The sequence below is a fragment of the Streptomyces kanamyceticus genome, assembly GCF_008704495.1.
In the GTDB taxonomy this organism is placed as follows: domain Bacteria; phylum Actinomycetota; class Actinomycetes; order Streptomycetales; family Streptomycetaceae; genus Streptomyces; species Streptomyces kanamyceticus.
In genome coordinates this window covers 2,528,605-2,553,610 of sequence record NZ_CP023699.1, presented here as the reverse complement: position 1 = coordinate 2,553,610, position 25,006 = coordinate 2,528,605, and the positions used below count along the sequence as shown (strand labels likewise).

Genomic DNA, 25,006 nt, shown 5'->3' with positions numbered 1-25,006 from the left:
GTTGCGGGAAAACAGGACGAGTAGTCTCGGCGCCACGCCGCCGCGGGGAGCGCGCGTTCGCCCGCGTTCAAGTCGACACCGATGTCAAAGGGTTGGTCAGCAATGAGGAATCGAATAATCGCCACCGGTGCGGCAACGCTCGCCATGGCCATGGGACTCAGCGCCTGCAGCGGCGACAGCGACAGCGGCGACAGCAAGACGATCAAGCTCGTCGCCGCGGACTACGGCGACAAGGCCTCCAACGCCTCCAAGGTGTACTGGGCCGAGGTCAAGAAGGAATTCGAGAAGGCCAACGAGGGCTACAAGGTCGACGTCCAGGTCATCAACTGGAACGAGATCGACAAGTCCGTGAAGAACATGATCCAGGCGGGCAACGAGCCCGACCTGCTGCAGACCGGCGGCTATGCCGACAAGGTCGCGGACGACCTGCTGTACAAGGCGGACGACGTCCTCTCGCGCGAGACCCGTGACAACCTCATCCCGTCCTTCGCCAAGGCGGGCGAGGTCGACGGCACCCAGTACGGCATCCCGTGGGTCTCCTCCAGCCGCGTGATGTTCTACAACAAGGCGGTCTTCAAGAAGGCGGGCATCAAGAACCCGCCGAAGACCTGGGACGAAGTCGCCGCGGACGCCAAGAAGATCAAGGACAAGAAGGCCGCGGAGACGCCCTACGCCCTGCCGCTCGGCCCCGAGGAGACCCAGGGCGAGTCGATGATCTGGGAGCTCGGCAACGGCGGCGGCTTCACCGACGCGGACGGCAAGTACACGCTGGACAGCGCGAAGAACGTCGAGACCTTCGACTGGCTGAAGACCAAGCTGGTCAAGCCCGGCCTCACGTACGCCAACCCCGCGTCCACCGACCGCAAGACGGCCTTCGCGGACTTCGCGGCCGGCAAGGTCGGCATGCTCAACGGCCACCCGAGCCTGATCCAGATGGCCAAGGAGGGCAAGGTCGACTACGGCGTCGCGCCCATCCCCGGCAAGACGGGCCCGCTGGACAGCACCCTCGGCGTGGCCGACTGGATGATGGCGTTCAAGGACGGCGGCGCGGAGAAGGAGGGCGTGAAGAAGTTCCTGGACTTCACGTACTCCAAGAAGATGCTGGCGTTCGACGAGATGTACAACCTCATGCCGGTCACCAAGGACGCCCTGAAGCAGATGAGCGACAGCGGCAAGCACAAGGACCTGGAGCCGTTCTTCCAGGTGCTGCCGAACGCCAAGTTCTACCCGCTGGGTGAGACCACCTGGGACCTGGTCTCCGCCGAGATCAAGAAGACCGGCGGCAAGGCCGTGTCCGACGACCCGAAGCAGGTCCTCGGCGACCTCCAGAAGAAGGCGGAGTCGGCGGAGGCCGAGGCCAAGTAGCCGTACCCGCCGCGTAGTTCCCCACGTTCACCCAGTTCGCAAGGAGACCTTGTGTCACTGAAGGCCCCTCCGTCCCCGGCCGACGCCGGCCGGGGACGGGGCGGGCGCGCACCCAGGCCTGTGAGCCGCCGCAGCGGCATAGCCAGGCTTGGCCCGCTGCCCTGGATCGCGCCCGTCATCCTGCTGATCCTCGCCGTGGTCGTCTGGCCCGTCGTCGAGCTGATCCGTACCTCGTTCCTCAACATCTCCATCGCCGGCAAGGTGCGCGGCAGCGCCGGGACCGACAAGTTCAAGAAGCTCTTCGAGGAGAGCGACTTCGGGTCCGTCCTCATGTGGACCGTGGTGTGGACGGTCGTCGTCGTCACCGTGACGATGCTGCTCTCGCTGGCCCTCGCCCAGCTGTTCAACCAGCGCTTCATCGGCCGCCGCGTCGCCCGCTGGGCACTCATCGCCCCCTGGGCGGCCTCCGTCCTGATGACGTCCATCGGCTTCAAGTGGATGCTCAACCAGACCGCGGGCGTGCTCAACACCGTGATGCTCGACCTCGGTCTGATCGACAGCTCCAAGGACTGGCTGGGCAAGGCGGAGACCGCCTGGCCCTGGATGATGGCCGTCGCGGTCTTCGTCTCGCTCCCGTTCACCACGTACACGCTGCTCGCCGGGCTCCAGACCATCCCGCAGGACGTCTACGAGGCGTCGCGCATCGACGGGGCGGGATCCTGGCAGACCTACCGCCACATCACCGTGCCGATGCTGCGGCCCGCCTTCCTCGTCGGCGTCGTCATCAACCTCATCAACGTCTTCAACTCCTTCCCGATCATCTGGGCCATGACCCAGGGCGGGCCCGGCTACGACACCTCCACGTCGATGGTGTTCATGTACAAGCTGAAGGAGACCGACATCGGTGAGTCCGCGGCCATGTCGGTCGTCAACTTCCTGATGGTCGTGGTGCTCGTGCTGATCTTCCTGAAGGTCAGCCGGTGGAACGAGGAGGACTGATGGCCACCGCGACGGCGACCCGCCCCGCGCCCCGGAAGGACGGCGGGCCGAAGCGGCCCAAGCGCACGTTCCGGCCCCGCACCCTGGTCTACACGGCCCTCGCCTGGCTCCTCGCGGCGATCTTCCTGGCGCCGTACCTGGAGATGATCGTCACCGCGCTGCGCCCCAAGGAGGAGCTGCGCGACCGCACGTACCTGCCCAAGAACCTGGAGTGGGCCAACTTCATCGACGTGTGGAAGGAGTCCGACCTCGGCCAGAACCTCCAGGTCACGCTCCTGGTGGCGGGCGGCGCCACGCTGCTCGTGCTCCTCGTCTCGCTGCCCGCCGCGTACTACACGGCGCGCATGCGCTACCGGGGCCGCAAGCTCTTCCTCCTGCTCGTCCTGGTCACCCAGATGTTCCAGCCGACGGCCCTCCTGGTCGGTCTCTACCGCGAGTTCCACCAGCTGGACATGCTCAACTCGGTCTGGACCCTGATCCTCACCAACGCGGCGTTCAACCTGGCCTTCGCGGTGTGGATCCTGACGGCGTACATCTCCTCGATCCCCCCGGAGCTCGAAGAGGCCGCCATGGTCGACGGCACGAGCCGCTTCGGCGCGATGATCAAGGTGACGCTGCCGCTGGCCCTGCCGGGCGTGGTGACGGCCGTGATCTTCACCTTCATCACGTCCTGGAACGAGTTCGTGATGGGCCTGACCCTGACCACCCAGCCGGACAAGCAGCCGCTGACGGTCGGCATCAACAACTTCATCGGCAACTACACGGTGCAGTGGAACTACCTGTTCGCCGCGTCCGTGGTCGCTATCGTTCCGGTCATCGTGCTGTTCGCGTTCATCGAGCGGCATGTGGTGTCGGGGCTTACGGCGGGGTCGGTGAAGTAACGCGTGATGGGGCGGGGCCAGTTGGATCAGGATCAGTTGACGCAGGACGTCCGGGGACTGTCCGACGAGGCCGCCGTCCAGGCGCTGGCGGCCGTGGTCGAGGAGCTGGGGCTCCTCGACGCGGCTCGTCGGTACGACTGGGACGACGCGGAGTTGGGCGAGACGCTGGATGCCGGGTATGTCGCGGAGTATCTGAGCCCCGCACAACCGGTGGCGTCCGAAGGGGAGTTGGCGCGCACCACTCTGATGTACGCGGCCTCCCTGGGGGAGGACATGGCGCGCACGGTGAAGGAGGCCGCCGACTTCGCCCGGTCGCCGGGGGAGCGGTCCCTGTTCGTGACGATCGGGGTGCCTGTGCTCGTCGTCGTACTCCTGCAGACCGAGGTGCTCGTGAAGCGGGACACGCGCGGGAAGTGGAGCCTGACCATCCATAAGAAGGCCATGAAGGACGCGGCCCTCGGGCGGGTGTTCACGGCGTTGCTCTCGCGGATCGGCGGGGGCCAGTAGACGGCGGCCGGTAGGGAGCGGGATGGCGGTCTCGGCAAGGGCGTCGTACGCGTGGCGCTGCGCGGAGTGCGACCGGGAGTGCACGGCCGTCGTGTGGCGCGTCGTCGACGCCCGCGAGCGCGCCGACGTCCTGGCGGCGGCGGGCCCGGGCCTCGCCTGGGCCGACTGCCCCGGATGCCGGGCGCGGGCGGACATCGACGCGCCGCTCCTGATCCTGCGGCCGGGTGTGACCGCACCCCTGCTGCTCGGGCTCTCCTTCGCCGAGCTCCAGGGTGACCCGGGCCCGTCCGGGGCTGCCCTCCTCGGGGAGGCCGAGCGGGCCGGGGCCTTCAGCGCGGGCGCCTTCGACGGGCAGGCGATCCCGCTGCCCCGCAAGCTGCTCCCGGTCGTCCTGGCCCGCGACCTCGACCGGGACCTGGCCGACCCCGAGGCGGCCCGCGCGCAGGTGGAGCCGCAGGGGCGGCCGGTGGCCGACAACTACGGGATGTTCCTCCAGTACCTCGCGCGGGATCGCGAGGACGCCGAGGTGGACGGGCTGCTCTACGCCGTGCTGACCAGCTTGCCGGACGACCTCGCCGAACTCCTGCGCAGACACCCCGAGTTGACGCGTGACACGGCAGTGCGTGACGCGGGGCGTGAGGAGTTGCGGGCGGCCCGTGGCACCCCGCTCGCCGACATCCTCGGGCGACGCCAGCAGCTCCTGGAAGACCTGAGCGACGGCCGTACGCCGCAGAGCGAGGCGCTGCGTCGCTACTTCGACTCCCTGAGCCGCTTCGGCGGCGATCTGCGCGAGCGGCTGGCGGAGCTGTACGAGTCGGCCTTCGCCGCCGAAGGGCTCGCGGGCATCGACGCGGCGCGCGAGGGCCTCGCGCTCGCCGCCGACCTCGGCGAGGAGGAGACGGAGACCTCGCTCGCGGAGCTGCTCGGCGAACGTCTGGTGGGCGCCGTGCACGCCGGGCTCGACGCCGACCTGTCCGAGGCGTTCGGGCTGCTGGAACACGCACTGGCCAGGCTGCCCGAGGGAAGCCTGGAGTGGGTGCGCACCGCCAACAACCTCGCCAGCGCCCACTACTCGCGCGACGACGGCGACCGCCTGGAGGTCTGGGAGACCGCCCGCGACCTGCTGGCGCGCGCGAGCCGCCTGGACCGCGGGGAACACCCCGAGTTCTGGGCGAGGATCCAGACCAACTACGGACTGCACCTGTCGGAGCGGCCGGGCGGCGATGCCACCGACCTCACCCTCGGCATCGACCACATCAGGGCCGGTCTCGAAGAGCGCTCCCCGGAGCGCTCCACCGTCAACTGGGCCTACTCCCTGGTCAACCTCGGCGTGCTTCTGTACCGCCGCGCGGAGCCCGACGACCTGCGCGAGGCGGAGCGCTGTTACCGCGACGCGCTCCACCACCTCGCCCCCGGCGACGACCCCGCCCTCTGGTCGCAGGCCCAGTGCAACCTGGCCGACCTGCTGCTGACCCGCGACCCGCCGGACGCCCACGGCGCGCGGGCCGCCGCGACCGCCGCGCACGACCTGTCCACGGCACGCCCCGGACTCCTCAACACCGGCCGTGTCACCTGGCTGCTCGCCCAGGCGAGCGATCTGCTCGAAGGCCGTGACAGTGCCGAGAGCACCCGGCTGCGCGGCGCGGCCCTGGCCGCGACCTCACCCGTCCTCGCGCCCTCGCTGTACCTGAACATCGCCAGGGAACTCGTCAACTCCTACGCGGAAGCGGAACGCTGGGACGAGGCCGCCGACATCGCCGCCGACATGCTGACCGCCGTGGGCGCGCTCTACGACGCCCAGGTCACCGTCGCGAGCCGCCGCGGCGTGCTCGTGCAGGTGGACAGGCTCGCCCGCTGGACCGCCTTCCTGCTTGCCCGCGCGGGCCGTCCCGAGCGCGCGGTGGAGGCGATCGAACGCGGTCTCGCCTGCGAGCTCTCGGTGGTGGCGGGGCGGGGCGCGGCGGACCTGGCGGAACTCGCACACGTCGACCCCGTCCTGGCCCGCCGCTACCGCGACGCGCAGGCCCGCTACGGAGCCTCGATCACCGAACCGTCCGCGATGACGCCCGCAGGACTCGCCCCGGCGGCACGCGAACAGGCCGTCGCGGAACGCTCCCTGCGCACGGTGGTCGAGGAGATCCGGACCATCCCCGGCTTCGAGGACTTCCTGCGCACCACCGAACTGCGGGACATCGCCAAGGCCGCGGGAGGAGTGCCGCTCGCCTATCTGGTGAACTCGCCCTGGGGCAGCTACGTCCTCGCGGTCACCGGCACGGAACCCGTCGTGCGGGCCGTGTACGTCCCCGAGGTGAGCAGCGTCAGCCTGCTGCACCTCCTCATCGTCGACCTGGAGGAAGAGTCCGCGGGGCTGTGGCTCGTACAGCAGGCCGGTGCGCTGAAGCGGCGCCGCGAGTTTCCCGCCACCCTGGAGCGGCTGTCGGCCCTCGCGCCGCTGCTGCGCCCGGTCGCCGAACTCCTCGCGGACGAGCCGCGCAAGGAAGCGGTCGTCGTGCCGACCGGCCTGCTCGGCCTCGTCCCGCTGCACGCCGTGCCGCTCGGCCCCGGTCCCGACCGCGTCGTCGACGACATCGGGACCCTGGTCGTCGCCCCGTCCGCCGCGGTCCACGCCGCGTCCCGCGCCAGGGCGGCGCGCCCGCCGCAGGCCGTCCCGCGCCTGGTGGCCGTCACCGACCCCGACGGCTCGCTGCCCGGCAGCCGCGGCGAACTGGCCGAGATCGTCGACCTGTTCGGGCCGCGCGGCGAGGTCAGCCGCGCGGTGGGCGACGAGGCCACCGTGGGCTGGGTGCTCGACCGGCTCGCCGACGCGTCGTACCTCCATCTGAGCTGCCACGGCAGCGCGGGCTCCGACAGCCAGGGCGGCTCGCTGGCACTCGCCGACGGCCCGCTGGGCATGGACACCCTCGTACGGCACCAACTTCCGCTCTGCCGACTGACGGTGGCCAGCGCCTGCCAGTCGGGCCACTACGGCATCATCGAGACCCCCGACGAATTCCTCGGACTCCCCGCCGCCTTCCTCCAGGCGGGCGCCGCCTGCGCGGTGACCAGCCTGTGGCAGGTGGACGACCTGGCGACCGCGTTCCTGATGACGCGCTTCTACGAACTCCTCGCCGAGGGGCACGGGCCGGTGCCCGCGCTGCGCGGTGCGCGCGGGTGGCTGCGCCGCCTCACCGGGGACGAGTTCGCGCGGTACGCGGCCTCGCACCGGCATCTTGCGGAGCTGAGCACGCGGTACGCCACCGACGGCCTGCCGCCGAACGAGTGCCCCTTCGCCTCGCCGGTCCACTGGGGGGCGTTCACGGCGTGGGGAGTGTGAGAGGGGGTGTGTGAGGGGGGTGTGAGAGAAGGGACGTGCCCTCAGCCCCTCCTCGTCGGTCCGTACGCGTCGAGCGAGTAGTCCGTGACGGCGCCGCCCGGTGACTGCGGTGCCGTGACCCGCATCGTCGTATAACGCCCTCCGTTCAGACCGGAGACGGTCACGGCCACGGAGTACTGCGCCTCCCTGCCCTCCGCGCAGCTGGGCGAGCAGATCCGCTGCCAGCCGCCCCCGGTGGCCCGGGCGACGGGCGTGCCCCAGCCCGTCCACCGCAGGTTCTTGAGTCCCGCACCGCCGTCGCCGCAGGCCACAAGGAGCTCGGCGGGCCTGTCCAGGGCCTGTCCGCCGCAGTCGGCGATCGCCGCCGGCCGGGTGCTCGGCCGCGACTCGATCCTCGTCGGGGCCGCGCGGGACGGCTCGCGGACGGCCGATGGTTCCGTGTCGGGCGCGGTCGCCTCCTCGACGGGCGGCGCCTCGGTGGTCGGCTCCGGGCTCGGCTCGGGGCTCGGTTCCTCGGGCGTCCGCTCGACCGTCGCGGTCGCCCGGGGCGGCTTCTCGACGGTGCGGGTGTCGCCGCCGCCTCCGGGGTCCAGGGCGATGACGGCCGCGGCGGTCAGCGCGGCGACCGCGAGGGCGGTCCCGGCTAGGACGGCTAATCGGGGCCGGGCAGGACCGGGTTCGGGCTCCGGGGTGGTGGGCGGGGCCTCGATCACGACCGCCGCCCCGTCGTCCTCGGCCTCCTCCCGCGTACGACGCTCCTCGTCCTCCCGCGTACGCCGCGCCAACTCCCCCTGGAGCCGTGCGATCTCGGCCTGCTGCGCCGCGATCAGCTCGTGCACATCGGTGGGCCAGGGGCGGGCGGGGCGCGTGATCCGGCCGATGTCGTCGAGCAGTTGGGTGGGGCTCGGCCGCTCGGCGGGGTCCTTGGCCAGGCAGCGGGCGACCAGGGCCCTGACCTTCGCGGGCAGCGTGCCGAGGTCGGGCTCGGCGTACACGATGTTGTACAGGGTCTGCGGCACCGAGGGCCCGGTGAACGGGCACGTGCCGGTGCACGCCATGACCAGGACCGTCCCCAGCGAGAACACGTCGCTCGCGGGTCCTATGGGCTGTCCCTGGGCCTGCTCGGGCGACATGAAGCCGGGGGAGCCGACGAGCCCGCCGGACCGGGTCAGTTCGGTGCCGCTCTCGCCGTCGGTGGCGCGGGCGATGCCGAAGTCGATGACGCGGGGCCCGTCGTCGGTGAGCAGCACGTTGGACGGTTTCAGGTCCCGGTGCACGAGCCCGGCCCGGTGGATGTCGACCAGGGCGGCGGCGAGCCCGGCGGCCATGCGCAGAACCGCTTCCTCAGGAAGCGTGCCGACGGCCGTCACGGCCTCCTGGAGCGAGGGGCCCGGCACGAACTCCGAGGTCAGCCACGGCTCTTCGGCGTCCGCGTCCGCGTCGAGCACCGCCGACGTGTACGCGCCCGACACCTTGCGGGAGGCCGCCACCTCGCGGCGGAACCGGGCCCGGAAGCCGTCGTCCTCGACGAACTGCGCGCGCACCTGCTTCAGCGCGACCAGGCCTCCGTCGGGGGCGCTGCTCAGCAGGACCCGCCCCATGCCGCCCCTGCCCAGCTCCGCGATCGAGCGGTAACGCCCGATCTCCGCCGGATCGTTCGCCGTCAGCCGTTCCACCGTGTCCCCCGGATCGCAAGAGCCGTTCAACGGACCAAGCAGCGTCTCGTGTCCCGTGAGCCCCGGGCAAGGGGGCCGGTGCCCCTGGCCGCGGGGCCGCTCGCCGTGCCGACACCTCTTACACGCGGCCACGCCGTGTCCAGTGCGCCGACGGGGGTGACGGCGCGGGTGGCGAGCGGGCGCGGGAGCGGCCATGCGGAGCAGGTCCGTCCAGTGCGCGGGTCCCCGAGGGCGGCCAGATCGGGCAGGCCTGATCTCCGTCAAGGACTTGACTGCGGCATCTCCTTCAGCAGAGTTTGGAGTTCACAACTTGTACATGGCCCGGTGCTCATTTCCGAGGCCGGCGTCACGGGTGGCTTCGGGGTCGCCCGAAATAGGGCAAAGGGTGAGAGTCAATGGAGACTCCGGGGTCGCAGTCCTCTCTGCACCGGGCCAATCTCGAACGGGTCGTCCGCGCGGTGCGGCTCGCCGGATCGCTCACGCAGGCGGAGATCGCGAGGACGACGGGCCTGTCGGCGGCGACGGTCTCCAACATCGTCCGGGAGCTGAAGGACGGCGGCACGGTCGAGGTCACGCCCACCTCGGCGGGCGGCAGGCGGGCCCGCAGCGTCTCGCTGAGCGGTGACGCGGGCATCGTCATCGGCGTCGACTTCGGCCATACGCACCTGCGCGTGGCGATCGGCAACCTCGCCCACCAGGTGCTCGCGGAGGAGTCCGAGCCGCTGGACGTGGACGCCTCCGCCGCGCAGGGCTTCGACCGGGCCGAGCAGCTGGTCAGCAGGCTGCTCACGGTCACAGGGGTGGACCGTACGAAGATCGCGGGCGTGGGGCTCGGGGTGCCGGGACCCATCGACGTGGAGTCCGGCACGCTCGGCTCGACGTCGATCCTGCCGGGCTGGACGGGCACCAAGCCCGCCGAGGAGCTCGCGTCCAGGCTCGGGGTGCCGGTGCACGTCGACAACGACGCCAACCTCGGCGCGCTCGGCGAGCTGGTCTGGGGGAGCGGCCGGGGCGTCAAGGACCTGGCGTACATCAAGGTCGCCAGCGGTGTCGGCGCTGGCCTGGTGATCAGCGGCCGGATCTACCGGGGTCCCGGGGGCACGGCGGGGGAGATCGGGCACATCACCCTCGACGAGTCGGGCCCCGTCTGCCGCTGCGGCAACCGCGGCTGCCTGGAGACCTTCGCCGCGGCCCGGTACGTCCTGCCGCTCCTGCAGTCGAGCCACGGCACCGATCTGACCATGGAGCGCGTGGTCTCTCTCGCGCGCGACGGGGACCCCGGCTGCCGCCGGGTGATCGCGGACGTCGGGCGGCACATCGGCAGCGGCGTGGCCAATCTCTGCAACCTCCTCAACCCCTCCCGTGTCGTGCTCGGCGGGGACCTCGCGGAGGCCGGTGAGCTGGTGCTCGGGCCGATCAGGGAGTCGGTGGGGCGGTACGCGATCCCGAGTGCGGCGCGTCAACTGTCCGTACTTCCCGGGGCACTTGGCGGCCGGGCCGAGGTGCTCGGCGCGCTGGCGCTCGCACTCAGCGAGATGGGTGATTCGACCCTTTTGGACGGATCTCTCCCCGCGGGTGCACCTGCCTTCACTTAGATAACGCATGGCACCGTTGTCATCTCGTTAAGGATTTACTCCTTGACGCTGGTGTGGCGGCCGAGTTGACTTCGAGCCACCTCGGCCGCAACGACGCGGCCTCGTCAGGGAGGCACCCCACCATGAACGCAATGACGCGTCGCGTCGTCATAGGCACGGCAGCGGTTTCGATGGCACTGGCCATGACCGCTTGCGGCAAGGCCGGAGACGGCGACGACAAGGGCAGCGACGGCGACAGCAAGACCATCGGTCTGCTGCTCCCGGAGAACAAGACCACGCGTTACGAGACCTTCGACCGCCCCATCATGGAGGCGAAGATCAAGGAACTCTGCTCGGACTGCGACGTCAAGTACAACAACGCCTCGGGAGACATCGAGGCCCAGAAGAAGCAGTTCGACGCCCTCGTCACCCAGGGCATCAAGGTCATCATCCTGGACGCCGTCGACTACAAGTCGACGAAGTCGTGGGTCAAGCAGGCCGACAAGCAGGGCGTGAAGGTCGTCGCGTACGACCGTCTGGCCGAGGGCCCGCTGTCCGCCTACGTGTCGTACGACAACGAGAAGATCGGCCGCCTCCAGGGCGGGGCCATGGTCAAGGCGCTCGGCGCCAAGGCCAAGGACGCGAACGTCGTCATGATCAACGGCTCGCCGACCGACCCGAACGCCCCCTTCTTCAAGAAGGGCGCCCACTCGGTCCTCGACAAGGCCGTCAAGAAGATCGCGTACGAGCAGGACATCCCCGAGTGGTCCTCGGACGAGGCGAACCGCAAGATGTCCTCCGCGATCGACAAGCTCGGCAAGGACGGCATCCAGGGCGTCTACGCCGCCAACGACGGCATGGCGGGCGGCGTGATCACCGCGCTCAAGCAGCGCGGCATCAAGGTCCCCGTCGGTGGCCAGGACGCCGAACTCGCGGGCGTGCAGCGCCTGTTGAGCGGCACCCAGGACTACACGATCTACAAGGAGATCAAGCCGGAGGCGCAGACCACCGCCGAGATCGCCGTGCGCCTGCTCAAGGGCAAGGACATCGACGACATCACCGACCGCAAGGTCGACTCGCTCAGCGGCGACGTCAAGGGCATCCCGGCCAAGCTGTACGACGCCCAGGCGATCACCAAGGACGACGTCGCCGACACGATCGTCAAGGACAAGGTCTACAAGGTCAGCGAGATCTGCACGGCCCAGTACAAGAAGGCGTGCGACGCCGCGGGTATCAAGTAACTCCCGCTTGCGGTAAAGCCGTTCGTACGAGACGGCTTCCTCCAGTACCGGTCCGGTGCCCGCCCCGTACACCGCCCCGCAAACGGGGGGCGGGCACCGGACTCGCCCTTGCAGCGACTGCTCAAGCGACCGCTCAAGCGGCACTGCCCTTGATGCACCACCATCCCCGCCGGTCAGGCGGCGAAGGAGATGATTCACGTGTCCGCTACGCCCGTGCTGGCGTTGCGCGGGGTCTCCAAGCGGTTCGGCGCCGTCCAGGCGCTCACGGACGTAGACCTCGAAATCCGCACCGGTGAGGTGGTCGCCCTCGTCGGCGACAACGGCGCCGGAAAGTCCACCCTCGTCAAGACGATCTCGGGCGTTCACCCGATCGACGACGGCACCATCGAGTGGGAGGGCAGGAGCGTCCGCATCGGACGGCCGCACGACGCCCAGAACCTCGGCGTCGCCACCGTCTACCAGGACCTCGCCCTCTGCGACAACCTCGACGTCGTCGCCAACCTGTTCCTCGGCAGCGAGCTGAAGAGCGCCTCCGTCCTCGACGAGATCAAGATGGAGAAGCGCGCCAGGGAGCTCCTGGACACCCTCTCCATCCGCATCCCCAGCGTCCGCATCCCGGTCGCGGCGCTCTCCGGCGGTCAGCGCCAGGTCGTCGCCATCGCGCGTGCCCTGGTCGGCGACCCCAAGGTCGTCATCCTCGACGAGCCCACCGCGGCCCTCGGCGTCGAGCAGACCGCCCAGGTCCTCGACCTGGTGGAGCGGCTGCGCGAGCGCGGCCACGGAGTGATCCTCATCAGCCACAACATGGCCGACGTGAAGGCCGTCGCGGACAAGGTCGCGGTGCTGCGGCTCGGCCGCAACAACGGCACCTTCTCCGTCGCCGACACCAGCAACGAAGAGATCATCGCCGCCATCACCGGCGCCACGGACAACGCCGTCACCCGCCGCAGGGCGCGTACGACCACGGTGACGAAGGAGGACGCGAAGTGAGCGATCTCGCCAAGACCCCGAAGCCCGCCACCGACGCGCCCGACGCGGCCGACGCCTCGGCGGCGCCCGTGCCCGCGGTCGACCCGCGCCTGCTCATCCGCGAGGAGGGCCTGGCCGGATACTGGACCGAGTTCAAGCGCAAGATGCGCGGCGGTGAGCTCGGCTCGCTGCCCGTCGTCATCGGCCTGATCGTCATCGCGATCATCTTCCAGCTGAAGAACGACCACTTCCTGGACGCGAGCAGCCTCGCGAACATCGCGGTCTTCACCTCCGGCCTCGGCATCATGGCCGTCGGCATCGTCTTCGTCCTGCTGCTCGGCGAGATCGACCTCTCGGTCGGCTCGGTGGCGGGCATGGGCGCGGCGGTCTGGGCCGTGCTGAGCGTCACGCACGGCCTCAACGACTGGCTCGCGGTGTTCATCGCCATCGCGTCGGGCCTGGTCATCGGCGCCGCCCACGGCTTCTTCTTCGCCAAGATAGGCGTGCCCGCCTTCGTGGTCACCCTCGCGGGCTTCCTCGGCTGGAGCGGTCTGCAGATCTGGCTGATGGGCAGCGAGGGCAGCATCAACACGCCCGAGGGCAGTGTCGTCGAGGACCTCACCGGGCACTTCTTCGCGGAGAAGGGCGCCGCGTACGGTCTCGCCGCCGTCGCCATCGTCGCGTACGCCGGGTCGCTGCTCCTGGACAGCCGCCGCCGCAAGACCGCGGGGCTGCCCGCGCGGCCGGTCAGCGAGATCGTGCTTCGCACGGTCGTCGTCGCCGTCCTCGCGGGCGGCGCGGCCTACGAGCTGAACGAGCCCGAGGGCGCCCGCGGCCTGCCGCTCGCCCTGGTGCTCTTCCTCGCCGTCCTGGTCGTCGCGGACTTCGTGGCCCGGCGCACCACCTTCGGCCGCCAGGTCTTCGCGGTCGGCGGCAACGCGGAGGCCGCGCGGCGCGCGGGCATCAACGTGGACCGGGTCCGGATCACCGTCTTCGCGATCTCCGGGATGCTCGCGGCCTTCGGCGGACTGTTCATCGCGAGCCTGTCCGGTGGCGCGACGAAGAGCCTGGGCGGCGGCAACACGCTCATGATGGTGATCGCCGCGGCGGTCATCGGCGGCACGAGCCTCTTCGGCGGGCGCGGGAAGGTGTGGTCCGCGCTCCTCGGCATGCTCGTGATCCAGTCGATTCAGCAGGGGCTGAACCTGCTCGGGATGGCGAGTGAGATTCAGTACATGATCACCGGTGCGGTTCTCCTCGCGGCGGTGGTCATCGACTCCGTCTCTCGGCGTACGCAGAAGTCTGCTGGGCGAGCGTAGGCAGTTCGTCGTCCGCAGGCCCGTTGTGGCTGGTCGCGCAGTTCCCCGCGCCCCTTACGGGGCCTGAATTCCAGCCCCTCCGGCGTTTGAGGAGCGGGGTCTGGGGCGGAGCCCCAGGAGCGACGTGAGCGCCGCGGACGCACGGGGCGAGGAACACCTGTTCCTCGCCCCGTGCGTCTGTTCGTGTGACCGGGAAAACGCCTCCCGGACGCGGTTGTCAGTCGCGGAACATTAGACTCGACAGACCCGGCAACGCTCGAACAGCACATCTCAGCTCTACTGCAAGGAGGCACGGGTGCCGCTGCTGACCCGCATCACGGGACCGCGCGATCTGGACCGGCTCAGCGCCGAGGAGCTGGACCAGCTGGCCGGAGAGATCCGGGCCTTCCTCGTCGACGCAGTCTCCAAGACCGGCGGCCACCTCGGCCCCAACCTCGGCGTGGTCGAGCTCACCATCGCCCTGCACCGCGTCTTCGAGTCGCCCCAGGACAAGGTCCTCTTCGACACCGGCCACCAGAGCTACGTGCACAAGCTGCTCACCGGCCGCCAGGACTTCGGCAAGCTGCGCAGCAAGGGCGGCCTGTCCGGCTACCCCTCGCGCGCCGAGTCCGATCACGACGTGATCGAGAACAGCCACGCCTCCACGGTCCTCGGCTGGGCCGACGGCCTGGCCAAGGCCAATGAGGTGCGCGGCAAGGACGACCACGTCGTCGCCGTCATCGGTGACGGCGCGCTGACCGGCGGCATGGCCTGGGAGGCGCTGAACAACATCGCCGCCGCCAAGGACCGCCCGCTCGTCATCGTCGTCAACGACAACGAGCGCTCCTACGCCCCCACGATCGGCGGGCTCGCCAACCACCTGGCGACCCTGCGCACGACCGACGGGTACGAGCGGTTCCTGGCCCGTGGGAAGGACCTCCTGGAGCGCACGCCGGTCGTCGGCAAGCCGCTCTACGAGACCCTGCACGGAGCCAAGAAGGGCCTCAAGGACTTCATCGCCCCGCAGGGCATGTTCGAGGACCTGGGGCTCAAGTACGTCGGCCCGATCGACGGCCACGACATGGAGGCCCTGGAGTCCGCCCTGCAGCGCGCCAAGCGCTTCGGCGGCCCGGTCATCGTGCACTGCCTCACCGAGAAGGGCCGCGGCTACAAGCCCGCCGAGGAGGACGAGGCCGACCACTTCCACGGCATCGGCCCGATCCACCCCGACACGGGTCTGCCGATCGCGGCGGGCGGCATGGACTGGACGTCGGTCTTCGGCGAGGAGATGGTCAAGCTCGGCCGCGAGCGCGAGGACATCGTCGCCATCACGGCCGCCATGCTCCAGCCGGTCGGCCTGGAGAAGTTCTCCAAGGCGTTCCCCGACCGGGTCTACGACGTGGGCATCGCAGAGCAGCACGCCGCCGTGTCGGCCGCGGGCCTCGCCAGCGGCGGCCTGCACCCCGTCTTCGCCGTCTACGCGACGTTCCTGAACCGCGCCTTCGACCAGCTCCTGATGGACGTGGCCCTGCACAAGTGCGGCGTCACCTTCGTCCTGGACCGGGCCGGTGTCACCGGCACCGACGGCGCCTCGCACAACGGCATGTGGGACATGTCGATCCTGCAGTGCGTGCCGACCCTCAGGATCGCCGCCCCGCGCGACGCCGACCAGGTCCGCCTCCAGCTGCGCGAGGCCGTCGAGGTGGACGACGCCCCGACCGTCGTGCGCTACTCCAAGGGCGCGGTCGGCCCCGCCGTCAAGGCCGTCGGCACGGTCGGCGGCATGGACGTGCTGCGCAAGGCGGGCACCAACAAGGCGGACGTCCTGCTGGTCTCCGTCGGCGCGCTCGCCCCCATGTGCCTGGAGATCGCGGACCTGCTCGACAAGCAGGGCATCACCACGACCGTCGTGGACCCGCGCTGGGTCAAGCCGGTCGACGAGGCGATGGCGCCGCTCGCCGAGCAGCACCGCGTAGTGGTCACCGTCGAGGACAACTCCCGTGCGGGCGGCGTCGGTTCGGCGATCGCGCAGGCCCTGCGCGACGCGGGCGTCGACGTGCCGCTGCGGGACTTCGGCATCCCGCCGCGCTTCCTCGACCACGCCTCGCGCAAGGAGATCCTGGCCGAGATCGGCCTGACGGCTCCGGACATCGCGCGTCAGGTCACCGGCCTCGTCGCCAAGCTCGACGGTCGCTTCGAGCGGAGCACCGCCGCGGCGGTGGACTCCGTGGAGCCCGCCCGCGACTGACGTCAACGCGCACCGCCGAAGGGCCGGTTCCAGCACCCTGTACGGGTGGTGGAACCGGCCCATTCGCGTGAATGGGCCCGCGCCGGGGCTTACGGGGTACCCGTCCTCTCGATCATGTCGGGGACGACAAGCGTGGGAGGTACGCCCGTGAGCAACACCCTCTTCAGGACGAAGAGCGTCGAGCAGTCCATCAGGGACACCGAGGAGCCGGAGCACGCGCTCAAGAAGTCGCTGTCAGCCCTCGATCTCACGGTCTTCGGCGTCGGCGTCATCATCGGTACCGGCATCTTCGTCCTGACCGGAAAGATCGCCAAGGAGACGGCGGGGCCCGCGGTGGCCCTCGCCTTCGTCGTCGCCGGACTCGTCTGCGCGCTCGCGGCGCTCTGCTACGCCGAGTTCGCCTCGACCGTGCCGGTGGCCGGGTCCGCGTACACCTTCTCGTACGCCTCGCTCGGGGAGTTCCCCGCCTGGATCATCGGCTGGGACCTGATCCTGGAGCTGGCGCTCGGCTGCGCGGTGGTCGCGGTCGGCTGGTCCGGGTACATGCGCTCGCTCCTGGACACCGCGGGCATGCACCTGCCGCAGACGCTGAGCGGCACCCACGACGGGAAATTCGGCTTCGACCTCCTCGCCTGCGTCCTGGTGCTCGTCCTGACCGGCATCCTGGTCGCGGGCATGAAGCTGTCCTCGCGGGTCACCAACGTCATCGTCGCCGTCAAGGTCACCGTCGTCCTCCTGGTCATCATCGTCGGCGCCTTCTTCATCACCGGCGCCAACTACGACCCGTTCGTCCCGCCGTCCGAGCCCGCCGAGGGCGGCGGCGGCATCACCGCGCCGCTGGTGCAGCTGATGTTCGGCTTCACGCCCTCGCACTTCGGCGTGATGGGCATCTTCACCGCGGCGGCCGTCGTCTTCTTCGCGTTCATCGGCTTCGACATCGTCGCGACCGCCGCGGAGGAGACCCACAACCCCCAGCGCGACGTGCCCCGGGGCATCATCGGCTCGCTGCTCATCTGCACGATCCTGTACGTCGCGGTCTCCATCGTCGTCACCGGCATGCAGAAGTACAGCGAACTCTCCACGGACGCGCCGCTCGCGGACGCCTTCAAGGCGGTCGGCCATCCCTTCTGGGCGGGCCTGATCAGCTTCGGCGCGGCCGTCGGTCTCACCTCGGTCTGCATGATCCTGCTGCTCGGCCAGACCCGGGTCTTCTTCGCGATGAGCCGTGACGGACTCCTTCCGCTGACCTTCTCCAAGGTCCACCCGACGTTCGGCACGCCGTACCGCTCGACGGTCCTGCTCGGCGGGATCGTGGCGGTCGTCGCGGGCTTCACCTCCATCGACGAACTCGCCGAACTGGTCAACATCGGCACGCTGTTCGCCTTCGTCGTGGTCGCCCTCGGCGTCATCGTGCTCCGCAAGCAGCGCCCCGACCTGCCGCGCTCCTTCCGCACCCCGCTAGTGCCCTACGTGCCGATCCTCTCGGTCCTCGCCTCGCTGTGGCTGATGCTCAACCTGCCCGCGGAGACCTGGCTGCGGTTCGGCGTCTGGATGGTGCTCGGCGTCGTCATCTACTTCGCGTACGGGCGTTCGCACAGCCGCCTGCACGCGAGGGACGCACACGCCAGCGACGCACCGTAGTCATCGGCCTTTCGGCAAGGCTTCTTCCCCGGCCCCGTATGTCCCGTTCCGATGGGGACTGCGGGGCCGGATAGCGTGCGTCGTATGCTCGCCGCGCCCTCCGCCTCGCTACGCTCCGTACGCGCCACCCGGGTGCCGGGCCCGCGCAAGGAGTACGCCCCCGACCACCGCGACCCGTACTGGACACGGCTGTTCCCGCTCCTGGCCGCGCTGGCGTGCGTGACCCGGGCGCCCTCCTTCCGGTGGCCCCTGTGGAACCCCGACGAGGGCTACCTCGCCGTCCAGGCGCGGCTGCTCGCCGACGGCGGCACGCTCTACGAGACGGTCGTCGACCGCAAGCCACCGCTCGTCCCCTGGCTGTACGCGGGCGCCTTCGCGCTCTTCGGTGACGACTCGCTGCTCCCGCTGAAGGCCCTCGCGGTCGCCGCCCAGCTCCTGACGGCGGTGCTCCTCGCCTCGATCGCCCGGCGCCGCTGGGGAGACCGCGCGGGCCGCACGGCGGGCGTCCTCTACCTCCTGATCTCCATCGGCCTCAACCCCGAGGACGCGCAGGCGGCCACCTTCGAGGTCTTCACGCTGCCCTGCACGGCCGCCGCCATGTGGTGCGCGGACCGGCGCGGCTGGGGCGCCGCGGGCGCTGCGGTGGCCTGCGCCTTCCTCGCCAAGCAGACCGGGGGAGCGGTCCTGCTCCCGGTCGCCTGGCTGCTGTGGCGGGACGGGGCGCCGCGCGGGGACGTGCTGCGCCTGGCCGCGGGCCTGTGCGGCCCGGTCGTCGCCGCGGCCGTCCTGACGACCCCGGCGGGCTTCCTGTTCTGGACGGTGACGGGCTCGGGCGCGTACGCCTCCTTCACGGGCTCCGAACTCCACGTCCTGGGGCGCGGGTTGGGCAACGCGGCGATCCTCGCGGCGGCCTGCGCGGGCATCGTCCCACCGGTCGTACGCGTCCTGCGCATCGCCCGCACCGGCTCGACGGACCTCTGGCTCTGGCTCGCATCGGCGGTCGCCGCGGTGCTGCTCGGCTTCCACTTCTTCGGCCACTACTACCTCCAACTCATGCCGCCGCTGGCTCTGTTGGGCGCGGCGGCGCTGCAGATCCTGCCGCGCGAGCGGACGCTGCGGGCGATCGTCGCCTCGGGGTGCGGGTGTGCGGTGTTCCTGGCCTGGGGGCTGCTCGCGCCGCGCCCCGAACTGGCGCACGCCACGCGCCTCGCGGAGACGGTCAGGGCGCATTCGGGTCCGCGGGACCGGGTGCTGTTCTGGGGGATGCACCCCGAGGCGTACTGGCTCGCCGACCGCGCCCCCGCCAGCCGCTACCTCACGGCCGGGCTGCTCACCAACTACAGCGGCGGCAGGAACGGCCCCCAGGTGGGCGAGAAGTACGGCGTGGCGGGCTCGTGGCCGGTCTTCCGCGAGGAGTTGAGACGGCACCCGCCGACGCTCGTCGTCGACGACTCCCGGGGCGAGCCGTACGCGCCGCACCGGGTGCCGTCGCTGCGCCGGATCCTCGCGACCGGCTACCGGCCGCTGCTCACGGTCGACGGCGCGGTCCTCTACGTGCGGCCCGGCGGCGGCCCAGGGGTCTGACCCGGGCCGTGCACGGTGCGCGGCCCCAGACACCGGGCGCCGCACTCGCCGACCCTGCGCCGCAATTCGCGGTCGGCCGTGACGACCAGGCAGGGCCTGTCCGCCGCCTCCGCCGCCAGTTCCACGATGCGGTCGTCGCCGCTGCCCGGCGCGGAGACGACCCGCACGCCGGGCACGGACGCCACGCCGCGTGCCGCGCCCTCCACGACGAGGACGACGTCCAGTGGTCCCGGATGATCCGGCAGCCCCTCGGCGGCGTACCCGACGAGCCGGTCCCTGAGCCGCTCCGCCGCCCCGCGGCGATCGCGCCACCAGCCGTCGGGGACGGAGCCGACGACGTTCGCCGCGTCGACGACGAGAAGGGTGTCCGGCGTGCTCATGGCGCCAGGGTGGCACACGGGGCGGTGCCCGTGGGCGGATTCGATTGCGGCAAACGTAGACTAATAGGCCAACGCTGTGAGCTGGTGAACGTGAAAGGTTGGCACCGAGTCATGCCGTCGAGGTCCGCCCGCAAGCCCGAGCGGCAGCCCGCCAGACCCTCCGCCACGCAACCCGGGGCGGCCGCCGCACGCGTGGCCGCGGGCCCGCCGGACACCGGCCGCTGGCTGCTCCGGGGCAAGGACGACAGGCTTTCCGCGTACGCCCGCACCGACGGGGGAGTCCTGCGCTGGACACAGGAGCGCCCCGGCGGCCCCGACTGGTCGGGGCCCGACTTCTTCGAGGTGCCGGACCTGACGTACCTCACGCTCGCGCAGGGCGCCGACGGATACGTCCACTTCATCGGCAGGCGCGAGCGGCGCGACGGCGAAGGCAAGAAGCTCGTCGACCTCATGCACACCGTCCAGTACCAGTCGGGGCGCCCGCTCATGGACTGGCGGTCGGCGGGCAACCCGCACACCAAGATGGTCGAGCGCGCCCCGCACCTGGGCGACCCCGCCGTCGCGGTGGACACGGCGGGCACGGTCCACGTCTTCGTACGCGACGGGGTGCGCAGCGTCCGGCTGCGCCGCGAGGACAAGACCGGCAAGTGGGAGGGCTGGAAGGACCTCAAGTCCAGCGAGGCCCTCGACGGCATCGCCGCGATCGTCACGTCGACGGGCCGCATCGAGGTCTTCGCGCCCACCGCCGATGTCACGGAGCACTGGGCCCAGGACAAGCGCGGCAGCCAGCCGCAGCGCGCCGACGACATCCCGCTGACCACCGCACCCGGCTCGGGCACCGCCCTGGAGACCGGCGAGGACCGGCTCACGTACTACGCGGTCGACGCCCTCGGCAAGGGCGTCCTCGCCCACCGCCCCGCGTCGGGCGGCCCCGCAGTACCGCTCGGCGGCGAACCGGACACGGGCCCCACGGCCGCCCTGCGCGCCACCGTCGACGGCCACGACTGCACGGTCCTCGCCCACCGCTCCCGCTCGGGCCGCCCCGCCATCGCGGCGTTCCCCACGGAGGACGAGGACGCGGGCCTGTGGTGGGCGGAGACCGGCGAACCGTGCCTGGGCCCACCGGCGTTGGCGCTCGACGCGCACGGCAGGATCGTCATCGCCGCGATCGGCCTGGACGGCACGCTGCGCGTCGCGCGGCAGAAGGCAGAGCCGGGGCTCGCGCTCGGGGCGTGGGTCCGGGTCTGACTCTCATGACAGCGGGGCCGTACGGGAGTTGATCCCGTACGGCCCCGCCGTGCTGATGTCTCGCGGCGAAAGGTTACGCCGGGACGCTCGCCACGCCCTGCGCCAGGAACGGCTTCCCGTTCACCCGCTCGCTGATGCCCTCACGGTCCAGGTACGGCGTGATGCCGCCCAGGTGGAAGGGCCAGCCCGCGCCGGTGATCAGGCAGAGGTCGATGTCCTGGGCCTCGGCGACGACGCCCTCGTCGAGCATGAGCCCGATCTCCTGCGCCACCGCGTCCAGGACGCGGTCGCGCACCTGCTCCTCGGTCAGGACCTTGTCGCCCTGCTTCAGGAGCGCGGCGACCTCCGGGTCGAGCTCCGGCTTCCCGCTGTCGTACACGTAGAAGCCGCGCTTGCCCGCCTTGACGACGGCCGCGAGGTTCGGGGAGACCGTGAAGCGCTCGGGGAAGGCACGGTTCAGGGTCTCGGAGACGTGCAGACCGATGGCCGGGCCGACCAGCTCCAGGAGCACCAGCGGCGACATCGGCAGACCGAGCGGCTCGACGCCCTTCTCGGCGACCTCGACCGGGGTGCCCTCGTCGATGACGTTCTGGATCTCGCCCATGAAGCGGGTGAGGATGCGGTTCACGACGAACGCCGGAGCGTCCTTCACGAGTACCGCGGTCTTCTTCAGCTTCTTGGCGACACCGAAGGCGGTGGCCAGCGAGGCGTCGTCGGTCTGCTCGCCGCGCACGATCTCCAGGAGCGGCAGGATCGCGACCGGGTTGAAGAAGTGGAAGCCGACGACCCGCTCGGGGTGCTTCAGCTTCGACGCCATCTCGGAGACCGAGAGCGAGGAGGTGTTGGTGGCGAGGATCGCGTGCGCCGGGGCGACGGCCTCGACCTCGGCGAACACCTGCTGCTTGACGCCGATCTCCTCGAAGACGGCCTCGATGATGAAGTCGGCGTCGGAGAAGCCCTCGGCCTTGTCGAGCACGCCGGAGACGAGCCCCTTCAGACGGTTCGCCTTGTCCTGGTTGACGCGGCCCTTGAGGAGGAGCTTGTCGATCTCCTCGTGGACGTAGCCGACGCCCTTGTCGACGCGCGCCTGGTCGATGTCGGTCAGGACGACCGGCACCTCGAGGCGGCGCAGGAAGAGCAGCGCCAGCTGCGAGGCCATCAGGCCCGCGCCGACGACGCCGACCTTGGTGACCGGGCGCGCCAGGTTCTTGTCCGGGGCACCCGCCGGGCGCTTGGCGCGCTTCTGGACGAGGTTGAACGAGTAGATGCCGGACCGCAGTTCGCCACCCATGATCAGGTCGGCGAGCGCGGTGTCCTCGGCGTCGAAGCCCTGCTGGAGGTCCCCGTCCTTGGCCGCGGCGATGATCTCCAGGGCGCGGTAGGCGGCCGGAGCGGCGCCGTGCACCTTGGAGTCGGCGATGGCACGGCCGCGCGCGACGGCGGCGTCCCAGCCCTCGGCGCGGTCGATCTCGGGACGCACGACCTGGGTCGAACCGGTCAGGACGGAGGCCGTCCAGATCAGCGACTGCTCCAGGAAGTCCGCGCCCTCGAAGAGCGCGTCGGCGATGCCGAGCTCGAAGACCTGCTTGCCCTTGAGCTGACGGTTCTGGTTCAGCGAGTTCTCGATGATGACCGAGACGGCCTTGTCGGCGCCGATCAGGTTCGGGAGCAGCGCGCAGCCGCCCCAGCCCGGGACCAGGCCGAGGAAGACCTCGGGCAGCGAGAAGGCGGGCAGCGCCTTGGAGACGGTGCGGTAGGTGCAGTGCAGACCGACCTCGACGCCACCGCCCATGGCGGCACCGTTGTAGTACGCGAAGGTCGGCACGGCGAGCCCGGCAAGCCGCTTGAAGACCTCGTGGCCGCCCTTGCCGATGGCCAGCGCGTCCTCGTGGTGCTTGAGCAGCTCCACGCCCTTGAGGTCGGCGCCGACGGCGAAGATGAACGGCTTGCCGGTGATGCCGGCGCCGACGATCTCGCCCTCGGCGGCCTCCTTCTCGACCTGGTCGATCGCGGCGTTGAGGTTCGCCAGCGAGGCCGGGCCGAAGGTGGTCGGCTTGGTGTGGTCGAAGCCGTTGTCCAGGGTGATGAGCGCGAAGCGCCCCGCGCCCTGCGGCAGGTCGAGGTGGCGCACGTGCGCCTGCGTCACGACCTCGTCGGGGAACAGCTCGGCCGCACCCTTCAGAAGCTCAGTGGTGGTAGTGGTGCTCACTTCTCGCCTCCGGCGTCCTTGTGGTTCGGGTTCTCCCAGATGACCGTCGCGCCCATGCCGAAGCCGACGCACATCGTGGTCAGGCCGTAGCGGACCTCGGGCTGCTCCTCGAACTGCCGCGCCAGCTGCGTCATCAGGCGTACGCCGGAGGAGGCGAGCGGGTGGCCGTACGCGATGGCGCCGCCGTACTGGTTGACGCGCGCGTCGTCGTCGGCGATGCCGTAGTGCTCCAGGAAGGCGAGCACCTGCACGGCGAAGGCCTCGTTGACCTCGAAGAGGCCGATGTCTCCGATCGAGAGCCCCGCCTGGCCGAGGGCCTTCTCCGTGGCCGGGATCGGGCCGTAGCCCATGACCTCGGGCTCGACGCCCGCGAAGGCGTACGACACGAGGCGCATCTTGACGGGCAGGCCGTTCTCCCGCGCGAACTCCTCGGAGGCGATGAGGGAGGCGGTGGCGCCGTCGTTGAGCCCGGCCGCGTTACCGGCGGTGACCCGCCCGTGCGTACGGAACGGCGTCTTCAGCCCGGCCAGGTTCTCCAGGGTCGTCCCCGGGCGCATCGGCTCGTCGGCGGTGGCGAGACCCCAACCGGTCTCACCGGCCTCGGCGTTGGTGCGACGCACGGAGATCGGCACCAGGTCGGCCTGGATCTTGCCGTCGGCGTACGCCTTGGCGGCCTTCTCCTGCGAGCGCACCGCGTACTCGTCGGCGCGCTGCTTGGTGATGGTGGGGTAGCGGTCGTGCAGGTTCTCCGCCGTCATGCCCATGAACAGTGCGGACTCGTCCACGAGCTTCTCGCTCACGAACCGCGGGTTGGGGTCGACACCCTCACCCATGGGGTGGCGGCCCATGTGCTCGACGCCACCGGCGACGGCGATGTCGTACGCACCGAAGGCGACGCTGCCCGCGACCGAGGTCACGGCGGTCAGCGCACCGGCGCACATGCGGTCGATGGAGTACCCGGGGACGGACTGCGGCAGCCCGGCCAGGATCCCGGCGGTGCGGCCCAGCGTCAGACCCTGGTCGCCGATCTGCGTGGTCGCGGCGATGGCGACCTCGTCGATCTTGGCGGGGTCGAGGTCCGGGTTGCGGCGCAGCAGCTCCCGGATGGCCTTCACGATGAGGTCATCGGCACGGGTCTCGTGGTAGATGCCCTTCGGGCCCGCCTTGCCGAACGGGGTGCGGACGCCGTCCACGAAGACGACGTCCCTGACGGTACGAGGCACGATGGCTCTCCTCCAGGGTGCGGTGCGCCACGCCTGCGGCGCGCTTCCTCCATCCACCCTACTTGCCAGTAACTATGCGGCCAAGGGCCGCCCCGTGCCCTCTGGGGGAGGCGAAGGTCACATTGCCCGGGCTCTCCGGGCGGGAACGTGAAAAGGCTGCTCGCGCCTGCGGGCGCCACTGGGCGAGAGCCCTGCGGCAGGGGCGCTCGTGGCGGAACTCGGGACGGCGGGTTGCACCCACGTGTGCGGCGGCGCGAGAGCCCTGTGGCAGGGGCGGCGGCCCTCCGTGCCGGAACTCGGCACCGTGGGTTGTGCCCACCCGTACCGCCCTGCGGCACGCCTGCCCACAACGGGGTCGGGCGGGCCCGTCCGTGACGGGGGCCGGGCGCGCGGGCCCGCAAGCGGGACGGCCGGGGGCGCCTGCCCCCGCCCTCACCGAGAATCACCGGCCCATCCGCGAGAAGGGCGTCACCCGCGCCCAACGGGAACCACCCGCCCATCCGTGAGAAGGGCGTCACCCGCGCCCAACGGGAACCACCCGCCCACCCGCGAGAAGCGCGGCACCGGCGCCCAACGGGAACCACCCGCCCACCCCGTCCACCGCTCGGTGCGGAGTGACGGGTGGGCGG

General features: G+C 70.8%; 17 protein-coding genes. 13 read left to right on the top strand and 4 right to left on the bottom strand.

The window, feature by feature from the left end; translation table 11 throughout:
• Window positions 1–102: 102 nt before the first annotated feature.
• The 5 genes from CP970_RS10015 to CP970_RS09995 are packed head-to-tail and all read left to right on the top strand — an operon-like array spanning window position 103 to window position 7,086.
• Window positions 103–1,365 carry an extracellular solute-binding protein gene (locus CP970_RS10015; RefSeq protein WP_224058343.1) on the top strand — a complete coding sequence of 421 codons (1,263 nt, stop codon included), beginning with the start codon at window positions 103–105 and terminating at the stop codon, window positions 1,363–1,365.
• A 51-nt stretch (window positions 1,366–1,416) separates the two neighbouring features.
• Entirely contained in the window at window positions 1,417–2,364 is a 948-nt protein-coding gene (locus tag CP970_RS10010; protein ID WP_191094896.1) for a carbohydrate ABC transporter permease, read from the top strand.
• On the top strand, window positions 2,364–3,245 hold the full coding sequence (locus CP970_RS10005) for a carbohydrate ABC transporter permease (RefSeq protein WP_055553033.1): 882 nt from the start codon (window positions 2,364–2,366) through the stop codon (window positions 3,243–3,245). The genes CP970_RS10010 and CP970_RS10005 overlap by 1 nt, the downstream gene beginning before the upstream one ends.
• Window positions 3,246–3,281: 36 nt before the next feature.
• Window positions 3,282–3,752 (top strand): hypothetical protein, encoded by a 471-nt coding sequence (locus CP970_RS10000; protein ID WP_150493203.1) that lies wholly within the window; start codon window positions 3,282–3,284, stop codon window positions 3,750–3,752.
• A 22-nt stretch (window positions 3,753–3,774) separates the two neighbouring features.
• Window positions 3,775–7,086, top strand: coding sequence for a CHAT domain-containing protein (locus CP970_RS09995; protein WP_055553031.1), 3,312 nt, complete (start codon window positions 3,775–3,777; stop codon window positions 7,084–7,086).
• A gap of 41 nt (window positions 7,087–7,127) precedes the next feature.
• Here CP970_RS09995 and CP970_RS44885 read toward each other — a convergent pair whose 3' ends face one another.
• Window positions 7,128–8,762 carry a serine/threonine-protein kinase gene (locus CP970_RS44885; protein ID WP_055553030.1) on the bottom strand — a complete coding sequence of 545 codons (1,635 nt, stop codon included), beginning with the start codon at window positions 8,760–8,762 and terminating at the stop codon, window positions 7,128–7,130.
• A 395-nt stretch (window positions 8,763–9,157) separates the two neighbouring features.
• On the opposite strand from CP970_RS44885, the gene CP970_RS09985 reads away from it, so the two are divergent.
• The 7 genes from CP970_RS09985 (at window position 9,158) to CP970_RS09955 (ending at window position 19,317) form a co-directional block, all read left to right on the top strand.
• A complete protein-coding gene (locus CP970_RS09985) occupies window positions 9,158–10,357 on the top strand; it encodes an ROK family transcriptional regulator (protein WP_055553029.1) in 1,200 nt (399 codons plus the stop codon).
• A 122-nt stretch (window positions 10,358–10,479) separates the two neighbouring features.
• A complete protein-coding gene (locus CP970_RS09980) occupies window positions 10,480–11,577 on the top strand; it encodes a substrate-binding domain-containing protein (RefSeq protein WP_055553027.1) in 1,098 nt (365 codons plus the stop codon).
• A gap of 189 nt (window positions 11,578–11,766) precedes the next feature.
• Window positions 11,767–12,567 (top strand): ATP-binding cassette domain-containing protein, encoded by an 801-nt coding sequence (locus CP970_RS09975; RefSeq protein WP_079043853.1) that lies wholly within the window; start codon window positions 11,767–11,769, stop codon window positions 12,565–12,567.
• On the top strand, window positions 12,564–13,865 hold the full coding sequence (locus tag CP970_RS09970; protein WP_055553025.1) for a sugar ABC transporter permease: 1,302 nt from the start codon (window positions 12,564–12,566) through the stop codon (window positions 13,863–13,865). Before CP970_RS09975 ends, CP970_RS09970 begins: the two co-directional genes overlap by 4 nt.
• A gap of 295 nt (window positions 13,866–14,160) precedes the next feature.
• Complete coding sequence (dxs, locus tag CP970_RS09965) at window positions 14,161–16,092, top strand: 1-deoxy-D-xylulose-5-phosphate synthase (RefSeq protein WP_055553024.1); 1,932 nt, start codon at window positions 14,161–14,163, stop codon at window positions 16,090–16,092.
• 114 nt (window positions 16,093–16,206) lie between these two features.
• Complete coding sequence (locus tag CP970_RS09960) at window positions 16,207–17,733, top strand: amino acid permease (protein WP_055553022.1); 1,527 nt, start codon at window positions 16,207–16,209, stop codon at window positions 17,731–17,733.
• An 84-nt stretch (window positions 17,734–17,817) separates the two neighbouring features.
• Window positions 17,818–19,317, top strand: coding sequence for an ArnT family glycosyltransferase (locus tag CP970_RS09955; RefSeq protein ID WP_055553021.1), 1,500 nt, complete (start codon window positions 17,818–17,820; stop codon window positions 19,315–19,317).
• On the opposite strand, the gene CP970_RS09950 is transcribed toward CP970_RS09955, so the two are convergent.
• Window positions 19,284–19,697, bottom strand: coding sequence for a PIN domain-containing protein (locus CP970_RS09950; protein WP_055553019.1), 414 nt, complete (start codon window positions 19,695–19,697; stop codon window positions 19,284–19,286). The genes CP970_RS09955 and CP970_RS09950 overlap by 34 nt on opposite strands.
• A gap of 111 nt (window positions 19,698–19,808) precedes the next feature.
• Between CP970_RS09950 and CP970_RS09945 the strand changes: the two genes are divergently transcribed.
• Entirely contained in the window at window positions 19,809–20,945 is a 1,137-nt protein-coding gene (locus CP970_RS09945; RefSeq protein ID WP_055553017.1) for a hypothetical protein, read from the top strand.
• Window positions 20,946–21,018: 73 nt separating this feature from the next.
• Here CP970_RS09945 and CP970_RS09940 read toward each other — a convergent pair whose 3' ends face one another.
• The gene (locus CP970_RS09940; protein ID WP_055553015.1) at window positions 21,019–23,154 is read right to left on the bottom strand and encodes a 3-hydroxyacyl-CoA dehydrogenase NAD-binding domain-containing protein; all 2,136 of its coding nucleotides are present in this window, start codon (window positions 23,152–23,154) and stop codon (window positions 21,019–21,021) included.
• Window positions 23,151–24,377, bottom strand: coding sequence for a thiolase family protein (locus CP970_RS09935; RefSeq protein ID WP_055553013.1), 1,227 nt, complete (start codon window positions 24,375–24,377; stop codon window positions 23,151–23,153). Before CP970_RS09935 ends, CP970_RS09940 begins: the two co-directional genes overlap by 4 nt.
• Between the last annotated feature and the right edge of the window lie 629 nt (window positions 24,378–25,006).